Annotated in this window: 19 protein-coding genes, 1 pseudogene and 1 riboswitch; of the genes and pseudogenes, 15 read left to right on the forward strand and 5 right to left on the reverse strand. The window is 51.6% G+C overall.

Going from position 1 to position 24071, the window contains the following annotated elements:
* Positions 1-8 precede the first annotated feature (8 nt).
* Complete coding sequence (locus A372_RS0111040) at positions 9-1493, reverse strand: hypothetical protein (RefSeq protein ID WP_019420907.1); 1485 nt, start codon at positions 1491-1493, stop codon at positions 9-11.
* A gap of 130 nt (positions 1494-1623) precedes the next feature.
* Positions 1624-2190, reverse strand: a complete 567-nt coding sequence (locus A372_RS0111045; RefSeq protein ID WP_019420908.1) for an RNA polymerase sigma factor — start codon at positions 2188-2190, stop codon at positions 1624-1626.
* A gap of 285 nt (positions 2191-2475) precedes the next feature.
* Here A372_RS0111045 and A372_RS33755 point away from each other — a divergent pair, with 285 nt between their 5' ends.
* The 15 genes from A372_RS33755 (at position 2476) to A372_RS0111120 (ending at position 20892) form a co-directional block, all read left to right on the forward strand.
* The gene (locus tag A372_RS33755) at positions 2476-5946 is read left to right on the forward strand and encodes a DPP IV N-terminal domain-containing protein (protein ID WP_019420909.1); all 3471 of its coding nucleotides are present in this window, start codon (positions 2476-2478) and stop codon (positions 5944-5946) included.
* 13 nt (positions 5947-5959) lie between these two features.
* Positions 5960-6067, forward strand: a riboswitch (SAM riboswitch).
* Positions 6068-6567: 500 nt separating this feature from the next.
* Positions 6568-7158, forward strand: coding sequence for a 5' nucleotidase, NT5C type (locus A372_RS33760; protein ID WP_019420910.1), 591 nt, complete (start codon positions 6568-6570; stop codon positions 7156-7158).
* Positions 7140-7514 carry a hypothetical protein gene (locus A372_RS0111060; protein WP_019420911.1) on the forward strand — a complete coding sequence of 125 codons (375 nt, stop codon included), beginning with the start codon at positions 7140-7142 and terminating at the stop codon, positions 7512-7514. The genes A372_RS33760 and A372_RS0111060 overlap by 19 nt, the downstream gene beginning before the upstream one ends.
* Positions 7515-7532: 18 nt before the next feature.
* Entirely contained in the window at positions 7533-8879 is a 1347-nt protein-coding gene (locus A372_RS0111065) for a LamG-like jellyroll fold domain-containing protein (protein ID WP_019420912.1), read from the forward strand.
* 35 nt (positions 8880-8914) lie between these two features.
* A complete protein-coding gene (locus A372_RS0111070) occupies positions 8915-9727 on the forward strand; it encodes a DeoR/GlpR family DNA-binding transcription regulator (RefSeq protein WP_019420913.1) in 813 nt (270 codons plus the stop codon).
* Between the two features lie 340 nt (positions 9728-10067).
* Complete coding sequence (locus A372_RS0111075) at positions 10068-10808, forward strand: glycerophosphodiester phosphodiesterase family protein (protein WP_019420914.1); 741 nt, start codon at positions 10068-10070, stop codon at positions 10806-10808.
* A 33-nt stretch (positions 10809-10841) separates the two neighbouring features.
* Positions 10842-11813, forward strand: coding sequence for an ABC transporter permease (locus A372_RS0111080; protein WP_019420915.1), 972 nt, complete (start codon positions 10842-10844; stop codon positions 11811-11813).
* A 71-nt stretch (positions 11814-11884) separates the two neighbouring features.
* Complete coding sequence (locus A372_RS0111085; protein ID WP_019420916.1) at positions 11885-13609, forward strand: extracellular solute-binding protein; 1725 nt, start codon at positions 11885-11887, stop codon at positions 13607-13609.
* Between the two features lie 126 nt (positions 13610-13735).
* Positions 13736-14605: a carbohydrate ABC transporter permease gene (locus A372_RS0111090; protein ID WP_026011011.1), complete on the forward strand. Its 870-nt coding sequence runs from the start codon at positions 13736-13738 to the stop codon at positions 14603-14605.
* A gap of 60 nt (positions 14606-14665) precedes the next feature.
* Complete coding sequence (locus A372_RS0111095; protein WP_019420918.1) at positions 14666-15556, forward strand: CehA/McbA family metallohydrolase; 891 nt, start codon at positions 14666-14668, stop codon at positions 15554-15556.
* A 9-nt stretch (positions 15557-15565) separates the two neighbouring features.
* Entirely contained in the window at positions 15566-16477 is a 912-nt protein-coding gene (locus A372_RS0111100; RefSeq protein WP_019420919.1) for a metallophosphoesterase family protein, read from the forward strand.
* The gene (locus A372_RS0111105; protein ID WP_019420920.1) at positions 16461-17804 is read left to right on the forward strand and encodes an MATE family efflux transporter; all 1344 of its coding nucleotides are present in this window, start codon (positions 16461-16463) and stop codon (positions 17802-17804) included. The genes A372_RS0111100 and A372_RS0111105 overlap by 17 nt, the downstream gene beginning before the upstream one ends.
* A gap of 233 nt (positions 17805-18037) precedes the next feature.
* Positions 18038-19093, forward strand: coding sequence for a fatty acid desaturase (locus tag A372_RS0111110; protein WP_019420921.1), 1056 nt, complete (start codon positions 18038-18040; stop codon positions 19091-19093).
* Positions 19094-19159: 66 nt separating this feature from the next.
* Complete coding sequence (locus A372_RS0111115) at positions 19160-20296, forward strand: sensor histidine kinase (protein WP_019420922.1); 1137 nt, start codon at positions 19160-19162, stop codon at positions 20294-20296.
* Positions 20293-20892 (forward strand): response regulator transcription factor, encoded by a 600-nt coding sequence (locus A372_RS0111120; protein WP_019420923.1) that lies wholly within the window; start codon positions 20293-20295, stop codon positions 20890-20892. The genes A372_RS0111115 and A372_RS0111120 overlap by 4 nt, the downstream gene beginning before the upstream one ends.
* Positions 20893-21500: 608 nt before the next feature.
* Here the strand turns inward: A372_RS0111120 and A372_RS38540 are convergent.
* The 3 genes and pseudogenes from A372_RS38540 to A372_RS0111135 form a co-directional block, all read right to left on the reverse strand.
* Positions 21501-21920: pseudogene (locus A372_RS38540) on the reverse strand (NADPH-dependent FMN reductase); the annotation flags it as partial.
* A gap of 85 nt (positions 21921-22005) precedes the next feature.
* A complete protein-coding gene (locus A372_RS0111130; protein ID WP_019420925.1) occupies positions 22006-22389 on the reverse strand; it encodes a DUF3899 domain-containing protein in 384 nt (127 codons plus the stop codon).
* The gene (locus A372_RS0111135; RefSeq protein WP_019420926.1) at positions 22390-24048 is read right to left on the reverse strand and encodes a peptide ABC transporter substrate-binding protein; all 1659 of its coding nucleotides are present in this window, start codon (positions 24046-24048) and stop codon (positions 22390-22392) included.
* Positions 24049-24071: the final 23 nt, after the last annotated feature.

Raw genomic sequence — 24071 nt, forward strand, 5'->3', positions numbered from 1 at the left:
GGACGATATTATCCTCTTCCTCCGTACAGGCTATAAGCGAAATGGTAGAGAATATCCGTTGCGCTCACATGCGGGCGATCGGCGACTTTGGCCACTACTCCGCTCAAATCGTAGTAATGTGTAAAGTTAATCGCTCCCGGCAAAAACTCGCTAATGCTTGCCGTCGAAGATGGAAGACTGAGTGTTACGGAGAACTGTCCGCTGTTGTTCGTATAGACGGATCCGGTTCGGGTGCGGTTGCCGCTTCCTTCCGTCCAGTTTTCATTCAACCAGATGACGTCTACTTTCGCATTGGCTACGGCATAATTGTCTGAGGTAGCAACTACGCCATTGACAGTAAGCGTGTTGTTGATAATTCGGAAATAGCGGCCATACCGGTAGGACGGATAGTCATTCGGGCCGCCACCGGAGTTATATCCGTTAATGACAATTTTGTCCGCGCGCAGCACTGGTTTAATCGACAAGGTGTAATTGGTTGTGTCATATTGGCCGGTCGTATAGACGCGGACGTAGTAGCTGCCTGTTCCGAGCGGCACATTGTTGTCCGTTGTCGACAGCAGCTTCATCTGGTTGTCGGCTAACACTCCGTACACTTCCACCTTATATCCCTTGGCTGCAGAAGCGCTGTCCAAGGAGAAGTTCATGACGTCATAATTGCGGTTCTCCGGCACTGTAATGACATACCAGTCATTGTCGATGGGAGAACTGATGGAACGGCTGTTCAGCGATGAACCGCCCGGGGCTACCGTGAAGCTATAAGCGTGGAAGGCATTCTCGTCAGTCTCGAATGCGTCATAGTCTGTGCTTGTCGCAAGCGTGACATAGAACGGATCGTTAATGCTGCCGCCCTGCTTGGCGTGAACCTCGATCAGGTACGCTTTATCGGCCGATGTAGCATTCTTCGTGCCTACATTCTCTGACAACGTCCGCATTCCGTTCGCGTACTGGTTGAAGTACGTTCCGTATACGGAGTAATCGATAGGAGTCGTGATCAGATTCCCGGTCGTCATATCGAATTCATACAAGTACAAGTCATAATTAAGCTGTTGCGACAGCGGCGGATCCAGCTGTACTTGCAAAATATCGCCCGGCTTCACATAGATCGGATACAGATGAACTGCCTCGCCTTCCTTCGGAATGACACCCGAATAGGTGGCGGTTGTTACCGTCGCGCTTGAAGGCTGGGACAGCGCCCGCAGCGAATCGGGGAGGCTGGCTTGCAAGGCAGCGGCATCATGCAAATTAACGGGAGACGTGACGGTATGCCGTTCTGCGTACTCAATGCCGCCGGCAGGACCTGCCTTCGTCAGCTGGTCAATGATTTCTTCCTCAGCGTGCAAGACGCGAACGGTGTCAGTCGTGACGTGTGCCTGGTCCGCCGTCATATCCAGCCCGGTGTTGAGGGTGCTGCCGTCGGCCGCGAATGCGCTGACCTGAAAGACAAGCAGCAAGACGAGGCTCAAAATGGTTAAGATGGACATCTTCTTTTTCATCAATATGTACCCCTCTCGTCATAATGGAGACAGCTCTCAACCACAACTTAAGCGGTCTCACTATATACGACGTATCCACGCGCTACAATCTAACGGACAATATTTCATTCAATCCGACATCAAAGGACGGTTAGCTCCATTTCCTCATAAATTGCTGCCGCAGCTTCTTGCGCGCTCTTGCCAGCCGCTGGCTAATCACTTGTTCGGACAGATGGAGCTCTTGAGACATCTCTTTGTAAGACTTCTCTTCGAAGTAATGCAGGAGCAGCAGCATTTGATAGTCAGATTGCAATTCGCGAATGGATTGATACAGCAGGTTGTCTCTGAATTTATCTTCAACAAGATTGGCAATGCTAGGTTCGGTGTCGGGAAGGAGGATGGAGATAGCTGGATTATGGAAAAATTCTGTGGTTATCATCTGGCGATGCTTGCGGTTTTTCCGAATGACATCCAGTGCTGTATTGCGGGCGACGCGCCTAATCCACGTTCTCATGACGGGAGCGTGTCTTACCTCTGGACCCTTTGCTATCGCTTTGATAAATGATTCCTGAATGACATCCTCGGTTAACCCGTGATCTCGCAGCAACTTATAAATATCACGGTATACGAGTTCGCGGAACGAATGATAGACCAGCTCCTGCGCATCGGTATCGGCGTTCATCACATTTCTCTGCAGCAAGTACAGCCACTGTCCCATATACGGTTACCCCCATTCTTCTCTTTTAATAGGAAAGGGGCGACGACTTGTTCCATGTAAGATGAACCTGGCTGCCGACAAGGACGCCCGCTGCAGGCAAGGTGCATAGATGTGAATTCAGTATAACCTATATATTCCATATTGTGACAAATAATTGCTTTAATTCACGAGAAATACACAATCATACGCCATCCCATATGATTCCAATCATTCACACTCCGTTCATATTTCCTCCTTATGATCGATATGTAATCTGATCCAATATAAGCAAGGAGTGGTAGTGGAATGAACAAAGTGATGCCCCGCGAGCAGTATGAACGTGCCGAGCAGTTATTGTATATGCATTGGATGAAGCATGTATTTAACGGACGTGTCGTGCCCCAATGGATAGGCGGCACGAACCGGTTCTGGTACCGTCGCGATGTGCGGCTCGGCACAGAGAAAGGCACTGAATTTATAGTCGTGAACCCGGCGAACGGCACAACCAAGCCAGTCTTCGACCACGAACGGCTGGCCTCCTCCTTGAGCGCTGTGCTCTATAAGAGGGTGACTCCGTATCATCTTCCGATTGATGAATTGGAATTCCATGAAGATGAGAACGTTATCCGATTCGAAGCGGCGGGCGAACGGTGGGAGTGTGATCTGTGCAGCTATCGGTGTGCGAAGATGAAGCCGCTGCTGAAGCCAGCCATGCACGAGCTGCTGTCACCCGATGGGCAATGGGCGGCTTATACAGAGAAATACAACTTGTATATCCGTCATATGGAGACGGGGGAAGTCCGGCAGCTGACGCATGATGGGGAAGCGTACTACGATTATGCCTCCGAGCCAGAAGTCTCGAACAAGATAGCAAGAGGCAACGTTCAGCTTCCTCCGGCCGCTTTATGGTCACCGGATTCGAAGAAGCTGTTGACGCAGCGGCTTGACCAACGTTTGATACGTGAACTGCACCTGGTGCAGAACGTGCCAGCGAATGAGCAAGATCTGCGGCCTGTCCTCCATACCCAACGCTATGCTTCCCCTGGTGACGAGCATGTGGCGCAGGCTGACATCGTCATCTGTGACATCGATCGGCAGGAATCCATTAAAGTAGATGCCCCGCGTATGACGATGGGCAACAACACCCTATTCAACCAACTCGCGCCCCAAGCGGCATGGAGCCTGAACGGCAAGCAGGCGTACTATATGTACATGGCGCGCGACCACCGTTCCGCCAAGCTGCTCGTGGCGGATGCGGAGACGGGGGCGGCCCGCACAGCGGTTGAGGAACGGAGCGACACGTTTTTATTTATCGACCTGTATCACTTCGGCAATCTGGATATTCATATCCGCGTGAATCCCAATTTCCAACTGCTGCAGGATGATACCGTCCTCTGGCTGTCCGAACGCGATGGCTGGGCCCATCTGTACCTGTTCGACAGCGTTACGGGGCAGCTTGTCCGCCAGCTCACGTCAGGCGAATGGAATGTAAGACGTCTGGTCGCTGTTGACGAGTGTAAAGGTTGGATTTATTTTACGGCCGGAGGACGCGAGACCGGACGCGATCCGTATTACCAGCACCTGTACCGTATTCGTCTGGACGGGACGTGCTTGAACTTGCTGACGCCGGAAGATGCGGACCATAAAATCGCGTTCGCGCCGGATCTCCGTTATTTCATCGATACGTACTCGCGGGTCGATCAGCCGCCTGTGTCCGTCCTGTGTGAGGAAGATGGGGGCATCGTAAGGGAGCTGGAGCAAGCCGACATCGAGCTGCTGCTGGAACAGGGCTATCAAATACCGGAGAGGTTTACCGTCAAGGCGCGTGACGGCGTCACCGATCTGTATGGCATTTTAGTGCGGCCTGCCTTTTTTGACCCAGAGCAATCCTACCCGCTGATCGACTATTTCTATGGCGGCCCACAGCTTCTCAACACGCCGAAATCGTTCATCTGGGACGCAGCCCTGCTGGGAGTCGACTTCTCCGGCGGCGCTCAATCGTTAGCCCAACTGGGATTTGTCACGATCATAATGGACGGCATGGGCACCCCGTTCCGCTCCAAAGCGTTCCATGACGTTTCGGATGGCAAGCTGGAGGAAGCGGCCGGATTGCTGGACCACGCCGGGGCGATCCGGCAGTTAGCGGAGCGTTATCCGTTCATCGATCAGGAGCGTGTCGGCATCTGGGGTGTATCCGGGGGAGGTTACGGCTCGACCCGGGCCATGCTGCAGCACTCCGACGTGTACAAAGTGGCCGTTTCTGCGGCCGGCAATCACAACCAGCTCACCTACATTTCAATGTGGGGCGAGCGCTTCCAGGGCCTGGTCGATCCCGAGCATCCCGAGCGCTATGCCACACAAGACAACGCGCAGTTGGCCGGCAATCTGAAGGGCAAGCTGCTGCTCGCCCACGGGGATATGGACGACAACGTTCATCCGGCACAGACGCTGCGGCTCGTCGACGCGCTTATTCATGCCAACAAGGACTTCGACCTGCTCGTCATGCCGAACGTCGGCCATAGCATCGACAGGAATCCATACTTCATCCGGCGCAAATGGGACTACTTCGTGCAGCATTTGCTAGGTGTCGAGCCGCCTAAGGAATATCAGATTAAGAGCGGTGCTGATGATCAGACGGATTTGGACTTTCAAGAGCCGGCAGGTCCTTATAAGCTAGGAACAGTCTCCTATCATTGGGTCGATGGTACTCGTGAGGAGACGCTGACAGAGAGGCCCGGTGACAAACGCGAGCTGATGGTGCAAATATGGTATCCGGCAGACGAAGAGATGTGCGGCGAGCGGCAGCCTTATTTTCCGGACCCCGCCCTGTATGCCGGAGCGCTCAATAGAAGTTTGCAGCTTCCTTTACATTTGGCGATCCAGCTCGGCGCTATCTTGACGAATTCCGTGCTCGATGCGCCGCTGGCCAATGGCAAGCGGAAATATCCCGTCCTCATCTATTCGCATGGCTTCGGCGCGCTCGCCAATTCATCCACCTTCCTGGTGGAACAGTTGGTGAGCCGAGGGTATATCGTGTTGGGCATCAATCACACGTATAACTGCTCCATTACGGTGTTTCCGGATGGCAGAATTGCGAAGTTCAAGGATATGGGCAGCCAAGGAACAAAGGTCATGAACAAGTTAGCGGCCGACGTATGGGCACGGGATGTCCGCTTCATTCTCGATCGGCTGGAGGGGCTCGCCCGACACGATGCCGACCGTTTTGCCGGCAGAATCGATACGAGCCGCATCGGCATACTTGGCCATTCCTTCGGCGGGGCGACAGCGGCGCAAGCGATTATGCAGGACCCAAGGCTCAAGGCAGGGCTGAATATGGACGGCGCCTTCTACGGTCATCCGATCCCGGCTGCCGGCTTGAACCGCCCGTTCTTGTACATGTATGACGGGAAGGCGTTCTCGCGAGACAATTTAGAGACTCTCATTAAGGAGTATGAGAAGCTCGGAATAAGCAGAGAAGAAGCTGTGAAGGAATTAACTATAATTTTCGGGCGTCATGATCACGTCGTCGCCAACGGACACTATTCGCTCAAGTTCAAATCCGCGAACCATATGAGCTTCACTGATTTTACGCTGGCCGTGACAGCGGATGATTCGGCCGCAGCCCTTGCGGCTCGCCGCACGCATGCGATCATTCATGACTTTGCGCTCGACTTCTTCGACCACTATATAAAGGGAAAACCGTCGTCCTTGTTCCCCGGTGGAGGAGCGGGCAAATACCCGGAAGTGGAGCTGGCGCGGGGCAAGGTTCGATGTTAGATGTAATCTCTTGACCTGATCAAGAGTGACTGAGGGAAGGACCTATGACGTCCGGCAACCTTATCAGTAGAGTACACGGTGCTGATTTTTATGGAAGGTTTATTATTTTGAGAGATAAATCGGCATAACCGAGAATATATTGTCGGGCTTCCGTGTAAAGGCTCTTATGTCCATTCTCCCATACAGTCAGGAAGGATAGATAACATCGAGGATTAGGCCTATGCCGCCTCGTATACCATGGAATGAAGCGGCCGAGTATAATGGCAGTTAACCAGAGTGGCCATTGAGAATTCCACTTTCTGATGGAAGGGGAGAATGGAGCAAAGGGGCGGATGATGCGACTGACCGTCAGTCTAAACGCGCCATTGCACGAACGAGAAATCTCGAACAGGAGTACAGTAGGAACACACATACGGTCGTTGGCATGACTGATATTTCCTTTACCCGAACGAATGATATTCGTTCGGGTATTCGCGTTGATTGCCCTCGTTTTTACAATACTTTTACAACGGATTAAACTGATGAAAACATATTCCTTCTATGATTGTGGTATCCGGTTGTTTCTTTAATGTTTATTTGATTTGTTGTTTGTTTTTATGACAGTTATAAGGGGGAATCGCTGTGGAACGCATCGCAATCGATATGGACGAAGTGATGGCCGATACGGCGGCAACACATGTGGAGTGGTATAACAGGGACTATCACGATCATCTGAATATAGCGGAACTGCAAGGTGCGACATTGGTACAGGCCCGGCCCGGGCGAAAACAAGAAATCGAGAGCTATTACGGTCGCGAGGATTTTTTTCGTCAATTGAAGGTGATGGAGCATAGCCAAGAGGTGATTCGTGAGCTCAGTGAACATTACGAGATTTATATCACCACGGCGGCGATGGAGGTTCCGGCTTCTTTTCGGGCCAAATACGACTGGTTGAGAGAGAACTTCGGCTTTCTGTCCGACATGAACTTCGTCTTCTGCGGAGACAAGAGCATCGTTCGCGCTGATTATATGATTGATGACAACGTGAAGCAGCTCCGGCGCTTCCAGGGGCAAGGCATCCTCTTTACGGCTCCGCACAATGTTCGGGAGACAGGGGTTGTGCGGGTGAACAACTGGCCGGAAGCAAGAGCATGGTTCATGGACAAGACACGGTTGGACGGCAAGGAAAATATTGAGAGTGATGGTGGCATGCGATGCAGCATGAACGCATGATGCAGATCCCGCAGCGTCAACGGCCCGTTCGAGCTGTGGCACATTGGAGATTTGCCGCCGATCGGGTCAAGTCGGGCTCCATACAAGCAGGGTCACTGGTCATAGAGGATGTGAGCGGCAGCGGCAATCTGATTGAATCGGTCGTAGTGCATCACGAATCCAAGGGGCAGACCTGCCTGCCGCTATCGTGGACGAACAGCGCTCACGGGGAAGAAGGGCTTGTCTTTTATAATGACCGTATCCGGTCGGCAAGAGGCTGTTATTTTCAAACGGTGAAGGACGCGCCCATCAACCGAGAGCGATTTGAGCAGGGCTATACGATCGAGGCCATCGTTCGGCTTCCCCAGCCGTTCTAAGAAGATAAGCACAGCTGGATGGGGGTATTGACGAGACAGGGGCGGGGAGCGGATATTGGCCGCAAGGGAGAAAATGAGCTGCTCGCGACATTGTCCGTATCGAACTGCAAGGAGTATCAATGGGTGTGCCATCCGATGAATCGGGATACTTCAATGACGAATTGGTCGCGTTATCTGAAGGCGGATGAGTGGCATCATGTCGTCATCATCAATGATACGGAACAGACTCTTCTGTATGTGAACGGAATATGCGACTACAACAGTCCGGCGCGAGATATTGCGGGCATTGCCGAAGTAGAGGGCAGAGGCTGGAATATCGGAGCATCCGAATGGGGCGGACGTCTGGACAAGCTCTTCTCCGGAGCGATTCGGGAGATACGCATCGCAGGTGAGCCTCTAGTCAGGGTGGACTGGCTCATCGATTCCAAGCCGCAGCAGGTGCTGCAAGGCACCAATGAGCGCATCGTTCTGCTGAATGGAGAGGACAATTACAATTTTGCATTTATCCCGGATCCGCAGAAGCTGGTCTATCTCAATCCTGAGATGTTCACAGCACAAGTTGAATGGACGGCGCAGCATCATGGCAAAGCGCGTATTGCGATGACTGCTGTCCTAGGCGACATCGTCGACCATAGCGAAGCATTGGACGAGTGGGAGCGTTCTTCGAAGGCGATTGACATCATGGATCAATGCCGTATCCCATATATGATGACGGCGGGAAATCACGATTATGACGCTGACGATACGTACTTACGTTACTACGGCCCAGAACGGTTCGCACATAAGGATTACTATAAAGGCTGCTCACCGTCTCGTTACAGCTCGTACGGCGTCATCGAGGCAGGAAGCTACTTCTATGTGTGGCTGATGGCTGACATGAAGCATCTCTTGCATGATATGGACTGGTGCAAGGGAGTGCTCCACCAGCATCGGCATTTGCCGACCATTCTTGTGTCGCATGACATCCTCTATGCGGATCGTGACGGAGAGCGGCGAATTCCCCATAACTCCGAGAACGGCACAATCATTTGGGAGGAACTGGTCGCTCCCAATAATCAGGTGTTCATGACGGTGAATGGGCATTATGACGGAACGGTTCATCGGATAAGGCGCAACGAGTGCGGTAAAGAAGTCATTCAACTGCTGATCAATTACCAGGACAGTTACCGCGGCGGCAACGGCTGGATGAGACTGGCCGAATTCGACGAGCGGGCGAACCGGATCTCGTTCCGGACCTTCTCGCCATGGGTGGAGCGCCTAGCCGAATGCGCGGCGCCCGCCTATCCGGACTTTCAATTTTTGACTGGGCCGTATGATTGCTTTCAGCTTCCGTTTCAATTTCAAGAGCGCTTTAATCTCGAATAGGATGATTCCATGATGGAAATGAGGAAGTGATGTCGATGTCTCTCTTAGCGGAAGAACGCAAGCGGCACATTATGGAGCAGCTAGATGCGGGCGGCAAGGTGCGCGTCATCTCGTTGGCCGAGCAGCTGCATGTCTCCAATGAGACGATTCGCCGCGATCTCGCTGTTCTGGAGGAAGAGGGGAAGTTGCGGCGTGTATACGGCGGAGCTGTCAAGGTGCAGTATGATGAGGGCGAGCCACCGTATCAGCAGCGGCAAATCCTCAACCATGAAGCCAAGCAAGCGATCGGCTGGCGGGCTGCAGAGCTGATCCAGGACGGCAATACTGTATATATGGATACGGGGACGACGATACATGAATTGGCCCGGGCCCTGAAGGGGAAGAAACGGATAACGGTCATAACCAATTCCTTGACGGTGGCCAGTCTGCTGCGGGAGTCATTGTCCCAAGGCCTATTCAGCGGAAGGGTCATCATACTGGGGGGTGAGATCTCGCCCGAGCAGCAGTCTGTCAGCGGACATCTATGTCAGGAAATGCTGGGCAATTTCTATGTAGACAAGGCGTTCATCTCGGTAGGCGGGATGTCGATCATGACGGGAATTAGCGACTATGACATGAATGACTCGGTCATCTCCAGAATGGTTACGTCGAACGCGAAGGAAGTAATTGTTCTTGCCGATCACAGCAAGATCGGCATACAGGCCTTCTGCCATATTGCACCGCTGGAAAAGATCGACGTTATCGTATGCGATCAAGCGCATCCGCCGTCATGGACGCAAGAGTTGGAAATCAAAGCGATTACTTGGATTGTTGCCAATTGCACGGTGGAGACGAGGAACCGGACTTGAATCCGGTTCTTTTTTTGTTCTCAGGTAGAAAATGCCACAACAAACCACATTCTTGTTGATACAGGACCGCCAATCAGCTCCTTACAACCTGTCATGGAGATTCAAAATACGTCCAATCGGGCTTAAAAAAACGTTAATATCCCGTTCATATCACGAAAACATTCATTAATTATAGTATACATATCACAACAACAGAAAAGAAACAAAAGGAACGTACAGCAAACGTTACGGGAAGAGCAGCATCAAAGCTAATCAACAGCAAACGTTGCAATCAAAAGTACATTAAAGCTAATCAGCAGTCCGCATTCATCAGCGGCGGCTAATCATAATCGAGGTGAGCATGTTGTTGAACAGAGAGGAACGCCCGCTTGTCACCGCTCATACTGGCTGTGGCGAAGCGCCCGCCAATACGTGGGCGTCATTCATGGAAGTGGTGGCCATGAGGGCGGATATCGCTGAACTGGATATCCGCATCACTTGCAAGGAGGAGCCCGTTCTCCTTCATGATCATTCGCTCCTGCTGGAGCTATATGACGCCCGGCAGCTGAATCGCATGCCGGCCAGAGCAAGACTCGGACCGCCGCACCGCGAGCATGGGCTGGTATTGCTCGCAGATGTAATCGAAGAGGCGAAGCGGCGCGGAGTGAAGCTGAACCTGGATATCAAGAATGCGGAGAGCGTCAATCCGACACTCCGGCTCGTCAAGGCGCTCCATGCTGAAGGGCTCGTGTATGTCACAGGCTGCACGGAAGGAATTCAGGTCGATACGGAGGGGATATCGCTGCTGCTGAATGCCCCGGAATCGACGGATGAGGATGCAGGGACAGACGAGGCCTTTATCCGGCGCATATGCGAGGAAGCCAAGCAGCAAGGCTACCGCGGCGTCAATCTTCATTATTCGATGTGCAGTCCGGCATTCGTCGAATGCGCTCATTCCCTTGATCTGATGGTATCGGTATATACGGTAGATGAGGCTGTGATGATGCGCAGCTTGATGGATATGAGAGTAGACAGCATCACGACTATGATGCCGGAACAACTGATGCGGTTACGGAAGGTGGACGAACAGCATGAGGCATAAACAGATCATTCCCGTGAGGGAGGTGCAAGAGACATGGAACGGAACACATCCGTCATAAATGCGGCGGAGCTAAGCGGGCTCGGACGCGCCAGCGAACGGTCGCGGTTATGGAGAAGGATGGGGCGCCATTATCAGCTGTACCTGCTGCTGCTTCCCTGCATCGTGTTCTTCGTTATATTCTCTTACATCCCCATGGCAGGGCTTGTGCTTGCCTTTAAGGATTATCAGTTCAACAAGGGAATATTCGGCAGCCCGTGGATTGGGCTGACCTACTTTGAAATGTTCTTTCAGGATCCACAGAGCATCCAGCTTATTCGGAACACGCTTATCATCAGCGCTATGAAGGTATTTCTGGCCTTGCCTTTCCCGATTATATTGGCGTTGATGTTCAACGAGGTTAGGAACTCCAGACTGAGGAATCTGTTCCAAGGCATCGCTTATTTGCCCCACTTCTTCTCATGGGTCATCGTCGTCGGGATGCTCCAGCGCATTCTGGCGCCGGATACAGGGCTCGTCAACCAGGTAATCTCATGGCTGGGCGGTGATGGCAGCACCTTCTTCCTGATGGAAGAGAGCGCCTTCTATCCGACCATGTTCTGGAGCTATATATGGAAGGATGTCGGGTGGAGCTCAATTATCTACTACGCGGCAATCGTGGGCATCAATCCTGCGCTATACGAAGCGGCGAAGATGGATGGCGCGAACAAGTGGCGCCAGATCTGGCACATTACGTTGCCTGGAATCCGGCCGACGATTATCGTGCTGTTCATCTTGTCGTTGGGAAATATCTTATCCGCCGGGTTCGACCAGATCTATCTGCTTAAGACACCGGGGAATATGAATGTCTCGGAAATATTGGATACGTACATCATCTATATGGGATTGGAGAGCGGCCAATTCGGCTTTGGTACGGCGATTGGCATGATGCAGGGCGTCATCGGCTTGATTCTCGTGCTGACCGTGAACCAGGTGGCCAAGAAATGGTTCCAATCATCGTTGTGGTAAGCCGAGGGGATGGATGCAAGTCTCATTCCATTAGCTATTCATATATTCAACCCAGAGGAGAGGGAGTAGAAATGACATTGAATCGAACGCATCTTTGGTCCAAATTGACGGCACTGACGATTGTATTTTCCATCCTGTTGACGGCATGCGGCGGCTCTAGCGAACCGAGTTCGGCGAAGGAGGCCGGCACGGAAAAGGAAGCAGCCGCAGGGAAGCCTTCTACGTGGATAGCCGATCGCAAGATTAAGGGTCTTATCTTCATGGGCAGCGATGTTACCGAAGGTATGAACCCGGACATTGCCAAGAAATTGAAAGAAATGACCGGGATCGAACTGGAATTGCAGGCGGTCGGACATGACGGGTCGAAGAAAGCGCTAGCGGCAGGACTGGCCGCTGGCGACTTGCCGGACTTCATCGGATACTATCTGAACCATAGCGGACGTCCGGAGATGGAGCTTGTGAACAAGGCGGCTCGCGAGGACATGTTCCATGATTTGGCGCCTTTCCTGAAGGACACGAACATATACAAGAAATACACAGAAGACGATTATTTGCCGCTTGATACAAAATACGGCGTGCTATTCCGGCCGGAATTCAATGGATCGGCCTATACGATTCATCTGAATATCCCGCGTGAGGGAGGATATGAGGTCCGGAAGTACGTACCGGGTCCCTATATCCGCAAGGATATTGCCGATTCGCTCGGCGTAGATCCACGTTCTATCACGACGTCGGAGCAGCTCTATGAATTGGCCAAGAAGATTAAGGACGGTAACTTCAAGGACAAGAACGGCAAAGATATCTATCCAATCGGGCCGACGGTATGGGGAGGCATTGACCGGGATGTCCTGTATAACGACTTGGTGTGGACAGGCTTCAACGGTGAAGGCTTCAAGCGGGACGGGAATGGCGTCATTCTGCATGAAAGCCAGACGGAGTACGGTCTGAAGCGCGCTGAATTCGTGCAGAAGCTCATCCGTGAGAAGCTGATGCACCCCGAATATTATTCGATGGAAGAGAATCGGGCGAAAGAGGGCGTACTGAACGATTCCTTCGCTATAATCGGGGACGTGCATAACTATGTCATCGAGAACAAGGACAACCGGTATATTCCGCTCGGACCGTTGAATTCAGTGGACGGCCCATACCAGATGAACTTGACGTATAAGGGCGGTTACGGCGCATGGTCTATTCCGAAGACAACGAACAATCCGGAAGATATCGTGAAGCTGGCCGACTTCCTGGCGAGCCGTGAAGGCAAGCTGCTCTGGAAGTATGGGCTGGAAGGCCGCGACTATGACTTGGATGCGAAGGGCAATCCAGTGCCGAAGCAAGAAGTGCTCGATCTGTTGGATAAGGATCCAGTCAAGGCGAAGGAACTCGGCTTCGCCGGTGTAGGCAACGATTGGGGCTGGTATCTTGGCGGCACGGACTTGAACGACCTGGCTGACTTCGGCGAAGCGAGCTACGGAGAAGCTGCCAAGCCGGATGTGAACAAAGGTCCGTTGGAAATCGCGCAGTATTGGCGTTACGACGAGAAAAAGCAGCAAGCGAACATTAAGGACGGCTATGCCGCACTGGCATTCATCGGCGAGTTCGGCAAAGGAACTCAGTTGAACATGGCGCTTGACAAGTACAAGGAAAGCTTAATCCGCGCGTACTATGCGAAGGACCTGAACGAAGCGAAAGCAATTCTCGACAGCGCGGCGGCGCAGTTGAAGACGGCTGGACTTGAAGATTATATCAAGCTGTTGAAAGAGAAGGATCAAGATCCGAAGACGAAGCTTCTGTTCTAATTGGAAGGAAGCGGGCAAGAGGAGAGGCCTTCCACCGCTGGGTGGGGGGCTCTCCATCCATGAATGATTGGAGGGACGATGATGAGAAAGACGGCTGCGCCGCTTCCGGCAACGTTCGGAGGGCTCATGACGTTTCTGAATTACGGCTTGCTTGTATTGTTGTGCTTGTCCATTATTTTGCCGACATTGAACGTGCTGGCGCTATCGTTGAACGTGGGGACGGACGCGGCCAAGGGCGGCATTTACTTCTGGCCGCGGGAGTTCACGCTGGACAACTTCAAGGAAGTGTTCAGCCAATCCAACATCGTGAACGGCTTCTTCATCTCGATATTTCGCACCATTTTAGGCACCTTTCTAAGCGTGCTGCTGACGGCGATGGCGGCTTACGCGCTCAAGAGCAAGACGTTGCCCGGCCAGAAGCAGCTTACCTTCTTCGTGTTCTTTACGATGCTGTTCAGCGGCGGGCTCATCCCTTACTACATCGTGCTGAAGGAGCTTCATCTGACGAACAGCATATGGGTGTACGTCATACCGGCCCTGTACAGTGTATGGAACATGATGATTATGCGCTCGTTCTTTCAGCAGATGCCGGAAGGACTTGAAGAGGCGGCGCGGATCGACGGCTGCAGCGATATCGGGATATTTACCCGCGTCATTCTGCCTACGAGCAAGCCCGTCATTGCCGCCATCTCTTTGTTCAACGCGGTAGGGCACTGGAATGATTGGTTCACGGGCGCCTTCTATGTGCGCGATCCGAACCTGAAGCCATTGTCAACGCTGCTGCAGGAAATGCTCACGAAGCAGCAGGCGCTGACTGAGACGCTGATGAGCTCGGCGGGTTCGCTGCAGATGCAGATGCTGGACAAGATGCAGGTTACCGGTACATCTCTGAAAATGGCGACCATCATTATCGTCATTACGCCGATTGTCCTCGTATATCCGTTTTTGCAGAAGTATTTTGCCAAGGGCGTGATGATCGGCTCGATGAAGGAATAGAAGATTTTCGTATTGTGCTTAACCCAACTACTTTGCTCATCATGACAGGAGGCTGGCTGCATGAACATTAGAAATCCATATGCACAAGAAGGACTGTGGCTGCGGGGAAGCTTCCACAACCATACGACGAACAGCGACGGTCATCATCCTTTGGCAACGGTATACCGGATGTACAATGATTATGATTTTCTGGGTATTTCCGATCATGATCAGATTACGCCGCATACGGACGAGAGCCCGATTCCGACCCTGTTCGAAGCGATTGAGGTGAGCAGCCCGCAGGCGCACATGCTGCTGGTGCAGCCGCCGGATACGCTGATGGACGATTATACGAACGAGTTCACGATTGGCAATTACGAGCGTCTGTCTGCAATGTGTCTGGAGAACGGCGGGATATCGGTGCTGGTTCATCCGAATCGGTATTTCTCCCAATACTGGAAATTCACAGATATGCTCCGGCTGTCGTCTTATACAGGCATCGAAGTCATCAATGGCGACGGTCATCCGCAATATGACATTGCATTCGACAAGTGGGATGCCCTGCTGTCCTCAGGACGGAAGGTGTGGGGCTTCGGCAACGACGACTTCCATGCGTACGGCCAAGAACGCAGAGCGTGGAATATGGTGTACGCCCGCGAGAACACCAGAGAAGCGGTGCTGAGCGCAATTCGCCACGGCAGCTTCTACGTGTCTACCGGATACGGCTTCGAGTCTATCCGTACGGAAGGATCGACCATCGTGGCAGAGCTGCCGTCCGACGTTCATCTGGATGGGATGTACAAGTACGCAACGCTCATCGGCCAGAACGGAAGGGTGCTTCATGAGGAGACGGGCAGGTTCAAGCAGATTGTGTACGACTGCAAGGGGGATGAAGGGTATGTGCGGATGGCTGTCTATTTGGAGGGGGGCTTCGGAGCGTTCTCGCAGCCGCTGTTCCTGGAACAGGGGTGACTTATTGAGATGAGCATTCCGTTGAAATTTCGCCCAGATGGCACATTTACAATCGTTCAGTTCACCGACCTGCATGTCGGAGGCGGCAAGGACGAAGAGGACTCTCGCACCTTGGCCTTGACCGAGCGCATCATCGAGGCGGAGCAGCCCGATCTGATCGTCTATTCCGGCGATATGCTGTACGGGAAGGAAGTGGAGCAGCCCATCGCCGCGCTGCTTCGGATCGCCGCAGTCCCGGAGCGGAGGCAGGTGCCGTTTGCCGTCATCTTCGGCAATCATGACGCGGAGAGCAGCGCGACCCGAGAGCAGCTGCTGGAGGGAATAGCGGCTTATCGGCTCTCGATATCGCAATCCGGGCCGATGGATATTCACGGGGTCGGCAACTACAGCCTTACGGTGAAGTCGTCAGCGGATTCATCCGATGCAGCCCTGCTGTATTTGTTCGATTCGGGTGATATGGCTCCCGCATCCGTCGGGGGATACGCATGGATTCATCCGGTTCAAGTGGATTGGTATCGCCGGGAGTCGCTTCGTTATCATCAGCAGAACGGCAGCCCCTTGCCGAGCTTGGCCTTCTTCCATATTCCGATACCGGAGTACAAGGAAGCTTGGGAATCCGGTCAAGCCTCAGGCATTAGGCATGAAGCCGTATGCTGCCCCCGTCTGAACAGCGGGCTGTTCACGGCGATGGCCGAGAAGGGAGATGTCATGGGCGCCTTCGCCGGCCATGATCACGATAACGATTATGTAGGCGCATTGCACGGGATTCGGCTCGGATACGGAAGAGTGACAGGATACGGCGGTTACGGCACACTGCAGCGGGGAGCCCGTATTATTCGCCTGCTCGAGGGGCAACACCGTTTCCAGACATGGATCCGGTTGGATGACGGGAGTGTCGCCAGATATGAGCCAGGCGTATAGCTCTCGCTACGGCATCCTGTCCTTGACATGGCCGATCTTCATGGAGTCTCTGTTCGGAATGCTGCTCGGCACTGCGGATACGATGATGCTGAGCAGCTATTCCGACGGAGCTGTGGCGGCCGTTGGCGTAGCCAATCAGATACTGACGGTAGTCGGCCTTATGTTCGGATTCGTTACCGTGGGCACGAGTGTCGTGCTCAATCAATGGATTGGCGCGGGCAAGCTGCACGAAGCGGATGCAATCAGCAGAACGGCCCTCACGTTGAATTTGATGATCGGTCTTCTGTTCAGCGCAGTATTGTGCGCATATGCGGACGTGTTCCTGCTCCTGTTCAAGCTGCCTCCCGATTTGCTGGCAGAAGGCAGCGCTTATTTGTCCATCGTCGGCAGCTCCGTGTTCATGATCGCCATTAATATGACGCTCGGTACGATGCTGCGCTGCCGGGGAATGGTGAAGGACATGATGGTCATCTCGTTCGGCGTCAATCTGCTGCATATTCTCGGCAACTATTTGGTTCTAATGGAACCGTTCGGGATGCCGATTCTAGGCGTGGAAGGCGTGGCTATATCCACTTGGATCAGCCGGGCTATCGCTTTGGCTGCTTATTGGGCTGTGTGCAATCGGCGGCTGGAGCAGCCGGTGCGACTGATGAATCCTTTTCATATGAGAAAGGGGAACCTTCATCTGATCTTCAAGCTGGGTATACCATCGGCAGGCGAGCACGTATCCTATAATCTGTCCCAGGTGGTCATCACGTATTTAGTAGCCTTATTGGGCGCGGCAGCATTGACGACCAAGATTTATACGCAAAACATTACGTCCTTCGTCTTCGTCTTTTCAATGGCGATTGGCCAAGGCACGCAAATTATGGTTGGCTACTTGATTGGGAGCATGCGCAAGGATGATGCCTATCAATCCGGCATTCGCCATCTGAAGCTGGCGGTTCTTGTGTCGCTTGCTGTGGGCATCCTCCTGTACAGTCTGTCCGATCTATTGATCGGTCTCTTCACATCCGATCCGGAAATTATGCGGCTCGGCAAGCAGCTCATGTTCTTGTCCATTCTGCTGGAGCCAGCCCGTGCCTGCAACATGGTGCTCATTAGTTCCTTGAATGCGGCGGGCGATGTCAAGTTTCCGGTGCTCATCGGCTTGGTGTCCATGTGGGGGATCAGCGTGCCGTTGGCCTATGTATTCGGGATTGTATTCGAGCTGGGGCTGACAGGTATCTGGTTGGCGTTCGCCATTGATGAATGGGTGCGGGTGCTTGTGATGCTGCGCAGGTGGAGGAAGCGCGCTTGGCAGCGCTTGAACATTTTAGCAGCGTAATCAGGAGGATGAGAGGGTCATGGGATAGAGTCCCATGACTCTTTTGGCATGAACCTAAATAAATGCTGATGCATCACGTATGCTCCGCCTCCCTATATGACATTTGTCATACTCTCGACTTGACGTTTATGACTACAACAAGCTGGTTGTATTTTCTATACTGAAGATAGGAATCTGCCGTTGTTGTTCGGATATGTTCCCCAAGTGTCATACCCTAGGAGGAAAAACATACGATGACTCAATCCAAACTATCCAGCTTAAAGAAAAATGTCGCACCATATGAAAAAATCGATTTGAAATCTAGCATTCGGCAAATTATTAACACCTTGGTGCCTTTAGTGCTGCTCTGGTATGCAGCGTATTTAAGCCTTTCTGTATCGTACTGGCTTACCATTCCCATTGCGATCGTCGCTTCAGGGTTTGTTATCCGGACCTTTATCATTTTCCATGACTGCTGTCATCAATCGTTCTTCAAAAGCCGCCTAGCCAATGATATACTTGGCACCATCACGGGTGTCATTACACTCGTTCCGTATCAACAGTGGAAAAATAGTCATTCGATTCATCATGCAACGAGCAGTAATCTCGATAAACGGGGAACCGGAGATATGTGGGTTCTTACCATAGACGAATATGCCGCAGCTCCCTTAATGAAGCGAATTGCTTATCGGATATATCGGAATCCATTTGTAATGCTGGGGCTCGGACCGATTTTTATTTTTCTATTTTCATACCGCTTTAACCGCAAAGGAGCGAAGCGGAAAGAGCGAATCAGCACTTACGTAACGAATGTATCCATCGTCGCTCTGTACGCGCTGCTGTGCTGGGCCATTGGATGGCAGGCGTTTGTCATGGTCCAGGGACCGATCTTTTTCTTATCTGGCATGTTGGGGATCTGGTTGTTTTATGTCCAGCATCAGTTTGAGGATTCTTACTTCGAGAACGAAGATGAGTGGAGCTATGTGAAGGCTGCCGTGGAAGGAAGCTCTTATTATAAGCTGCCTAAGATTTTGCAATGGGTAACCGGTAATATTGGGTTCCATCACGTTCATCATTTGAGCCCCAAAGTGCCAAACTATAACCTAGAGAAGGCGCATAATGCAACTCCACCCCTGCAGAAAGCAACGACGATTACAATCGGGACTAGCCTGAAGTCGCTCCGTTTCCGACTGTGGGATGAACAAAATAAAACGTTTGTCGGTTTTAAAGATATCAAGCATGTGCTGCGCAAGCCTAATTCTGTGGCCGAAACGATGAAAAGCCGCACCCCAAGCGTGCAGGGAAAATAAACGCGCTCATAAACGTTTGTGTTAATATACAATTAAATAGTTCAGCGAAGAAAAGGGGGGACGACCATGCAGAAGTGGTATCAGATTTTTCACAAAAGCACGGGTCTTAGTCCGTATGTGTGGGTCGTCTTTTACATCCTCCCGTTTTATTTCATTTTTCGCGCCTCTTCCACGTACGAAGTTGTAATTGGCATCGTTATGATTCTGATGTTCTTTATTTGCTACGTGCTTTCCTTTATTTCAAAAGGTTGGCTGATGTACTTTTGGACATCCGTGCAAATATTGATCTCCATTACGATGACCTTGTGGTTCGGCTATGTGTATTTCTCACTCTTCTTAGCGTTTTTTATAGGGAATATCCAACACCGGATCGGATTTTTTACGTTGTACACCATCCATCTCGTCAGCACGATCGCAACGATTAACTTTGGCTTTGTAACGAAAAACCCTGTATTGATTTCCCAGCTGCCGTTTGTCCTTGTTAGTCTGATCGGCGTGATTCTCCTTCCTGTCACCACTTACAACCGCAACAAGCGAGAAAAACTACAGGATCAGCTGGAGGATGCGAATAAAAGGATTTCCGAACTGGTCAAGCTGGAAGAACGCCAACGAATCGCCCGTGACCTCCATGATACACTTGGTCAGAAGCTCTCCTTAATAGGTCTGAAGAGCGATTTAGCCGGCAAATTAATAAGCAAGAACCCGACCCAAGCCCAATCCGAGATCAACGATGTCCGTCAAACGGCCAGAAGCGCATTAAAGGAAGTTCGGGAAATGGTCACCCAAATGCGGGGTACGAGATTAGAGGATGAGATGTTTCGAATCAAGCAGATTTTGAAGGCGGCAGAAATTGAATTCACCTTGGAAGGCGACCAAACGCTGTCCAACACCTCTCTGTTGAACGAAAATGTGTTGAGCATGTGCTTGAAGGAAGCGGTGACCAACATCGTGAAGCATAGCAATGCTTCGTCTTGCTCGATCGTCATTGAGCCATCACATACCGAGCTGAGTGTCAAGGTGAAGGACAATGGGATCGGCATAGCAGGGGATTCCGTCTACGCGAGAGGAAATGGGCTGCGGGGCATGAAAGAACGGCTTGAGTTTGTGAACGGAAGTATGGAAATCGTATCAAACAATGGAACGATGATCGTAATTAAAGTGCCGAACGTATTCAAGCAACCGGAAAAGGAGGTGGGGATATGATTCGAATTGTAATCGCCGAAGACCAGCGGATGCTGCTGGGCGCTCTTGCTTCCCTACTTGATCTGGAAGAGGATATGAGTGTCGTTGGCAGAGCACGCAATGGTGAGGAGGCCGTACAGTTGGTTCACCTGCATAAGCCGGATATTTGCATTATGGACATTGAAATGCCGGGGAAAAGCGGGTTAGACGCGGCTGAGGAGCTAAAGGGATGCGGTTGCAAGGTGATGATATTAACCACTTTTGCCAGAGCCGGATATTTTGAGCGGGCTTTGAAGGCGGGTGCGAACGGCTACTTGTTGAAAGACAGTCCCAGTGAGGAACTGGCTGACTCGATACGCAGCATTATGGCCGGCCGGCGCATCTATGCATCGGAGCTGGTGGATGAGGCATACAGTGAAGAGAATCCGTTGACCGAGCGGGAGAAGGAAGTGCTGGGGCTTATCGCTGACGGTAAAAATACGAAGGAAATCGCCGAGCAGCTGTATATTACAACGGGGACCGTCCGCAATTACATTTCCGTTATCCTCGATAAGCTCAATGTCAGCAATCGGATCGAAGCCATCACGCGGTTCAAGGAAAAGGGATGGTTCAAGTAACGGATACCGCTGACATCCATTTAGAAGCGCATCCTAGCTGGTGCCGAATCCTGCGGCTCGCATCGCATCATTGATACATCCAGTCCGGGCCAGATATACACCAATTCGTATCCCGCACATTGCTTGCGGGTTTTTTGCGTCAGTAGTAACTTCATGCACATATGACCGAAATTGGGAGACTGTATCCAAAATGGGGCTGCTCTATTGCATGTTCTACTCACTCTCCCTGTCATTCAGGTTGCACTTACCGTGGTATGACCTTTCGTATCCTTTGTCCATTCTCCCATACAGTCAGAAAGGATGTTGGCGCGGATACGGCATATGCTGATTCGTATAGATGCTATGGCATAAAGCGGACAATGGTGATGTCAGTTGCCCAGCGTGGGCATAAAGCGGACAATGGTGATGTCAGCTGCCCAGCGTGGGCATAAAGCGGACAATGGTGATGTCAGCTGCCCAGCGTTAGCATAAAGCGCACAATGGTGACGCCGATTGCCTAGCGACTCTTGGCCGTGCTTCTTTCTGAAGGATGGGGAGAGTGAAGCAAAGGAACGAATGAAGCAGTCCCCGTCAACAATTCTCATTTCATGGTTTGTAATCTTCTAGCCTTAGTAACAAGCCTGCTCAAGTGCCTGGAGCACGGATAATAACTCCTGCTTTAGTTTTGGATCCGCAATAATGCCTTCTTTATTCAGTTTCAAAGTGATGTGCGGTATGATCAATGTTCCTCTCTCTACAATCTCAGCATTAATCATTTTAAGTGTAAGCAGAAGTGAAGCATGAGCTTTATCCCCGCCCATTGGAGTTGGTGAGGCACTGATTACCGCTGTAGGTTTATTCATAAACTCGGTTGTAGATACGAGCCAATCCAGGGCGTTTTTCAAAACGCCAGGCACACCGTTCCCATATTCCGGTGTACATAAAAGCACACCGTCTGCTTCCTTAAGCTGTGTTCTTAGTCCTCTGACCGGAACAGGTCCTTCGTCAATATCGATGTCAGGGTTAAAATGGGGAAGGTCGCCCAACCCGAAGCAACAGGCTATCCCTACTGTAGAACAAAATCTACGCAAAGGATAGCCTGTCTGTATGATCAGATCATATGATGAGGCAAATTCAAAAATAGAAGAGCAGGAGACTTACAGACCCGATCAGCATGCCGGAGCCGCCGCCCAAAGCGTAAGCTGCCAACTTGCGGGAAATAGAGACTTTCCAAGCGAGCAGGGAGCTATCGGATTGAAGCCGTTCGTTTTCTTCCCGCAGCGCTTTTGATTTTTGAACGAATAGTGATCCAAGTCCCGCGAACCCCCGCAAGACAGGTGTCAAGAATCCGGTGTGCAACACATAACTGCTAGCGCCTATGACCAACGCAATCAAGCTATACAAAAATAGCTGATTGACGATGGCAATGTCTGCGGCATTGCCGAAGGCAGATGGCGAATATGTGATGTAGAGCATACCCGCCACCATGAAGGTAACTGCAATATAACGCTTGAGCATTTATTGTCCGACCCGTGTTGCAAAGCGCAGATCCGGGTTGGAACGAGCATCGAATATGATGCCTGTTACCTTAGGACTTACCAATGCAGTGTCTGCTGAGAACAGGATTGGAATGATCGGCAGGTCATCCATCAGCACTTTCTCCGCTTGTTGAAGCAATTCAACCCGCTTGTTCGGGTCCAATTCGTATGTGGACTTTTCAATCAGATTATCGTACTCCTTGTTGCTCCAGTTCGTGAAGTTGTTGGAGTTGCTAGAAGTATAATGACCCAGCACGCCCAACGGATCCAAATAGTTGCCTTCCCATCCCATCCGGGCAGCTTGGAAGTTTTTCTGCTTGAACGTATCGATGTAGGTCTTCCATTCCTGATTCTCCAGCTTGATTTCCACGCCCAGATTTTCTTTGAACATTTCCTGTAGAGCTTCCGCCACTTTCTTGTGATTATCCGCCGTGTTGTACTTGAACGACACCGGTGGAAGCTGAGTCAAGCCCTCTTCCTTTAAGCCTTCCGCAAGCAATTCTTTCGCTTTTTGAGCATTGAACTCATAATATTTCTCTGGAGCATCGTCGCGGAAGTCTTTGCCAGACGGATTGGTCAACCCATAAGGCACATATCCGAGAGCAGGCGTTTCCCCGCCCTTCGTCACATTTTTCGTGAGGGACTCACGGTCGATGGCGTAAGCGAAGGCTTGTCTGATTTTTTGATTGGTGAACGGTTTTTCCTTCACGTTGAACGAATACGTATAGACGCTAAAAGAAGGATGAGACAAATATTCTTTATTTTGCTTTTCTTGATCAATAGTATCCAATGGCAAGGACAGGATCATGTCCAGATCGCCAGTTTTGTACATTTGATAGTAGGTCGTTGCGTCCTGCACCATTTTAAAATGAATCGTCTCCATCGAGATGGCATCCTTGTTCCAATATTGATCGTTCTTGGCCAGCGTAATCTGTTCGTTATGCTTCCATTCCTGTGGAACGTAAGGCCCGTTGCCGACAATCGTGTTGGACTCGGCTGCCCATTTCTCGTCCTTGTCTACGACCGTCGAACGGACGGGGAGATAGGCATGTCCCACCGCAATAATAGGGAAGATGCTGAGGGGCGCTTTTAATTCCACAACTAACGTGTGTTCATCTTTGGCCGTTACGCCAACGTCTTCCGCGTTCCCTTTGCCCGTGTTATATTCCTCGGCACCCTTAATGTAGTAGAGAGAGGACGGGTCATAAGCGGCCGTCTTCGGATTCAATATACGCTTCCAAGAGTACTCGAAGTCTTGGGCCGTTACCGGATCGCCGTTGGACCATTTGGCTCCATCGCGGATGGTGAAGGTGTATGTCTTGGCGTCGGCTGACACGTCTACCTTGCTGGCCGCGCCCTCCACGATTTTTCCGGATTTGTCATAGGTGTAGAGCCCTTCGTACAGATTATCGATAATAAAATACGAAGTCGTGTCCGATGCGAAGGCAGGATCCAGTGTATACGGTTCTCCGCCGGACAGATTCGTGGTCAGCACCTGCGGAATCTTCTCAGCAGCGGTCTCGGCAGTTCCTTGCGCTGCGCCGGACGGACTGGCGGCACTGTTATCCTTGCCTGCGCACCCAGCCAAGGCGGCTGCTGCGAATAGTAGAATAGCTATCATTACGTTCCATTTTCTCATTGTCTTTCCTCCGTTAATATAAG

The sequence above is a fragment of the Paenibacillus sp. OSY-SE genome (genome assembly GCF_000283315.1).
Lineage (GTDB): Bacteria > Bacillota > Bacilli > Paenibacillales > Paenibacillaceae > Paenibacillus_B > Paenibacillus_B profundus.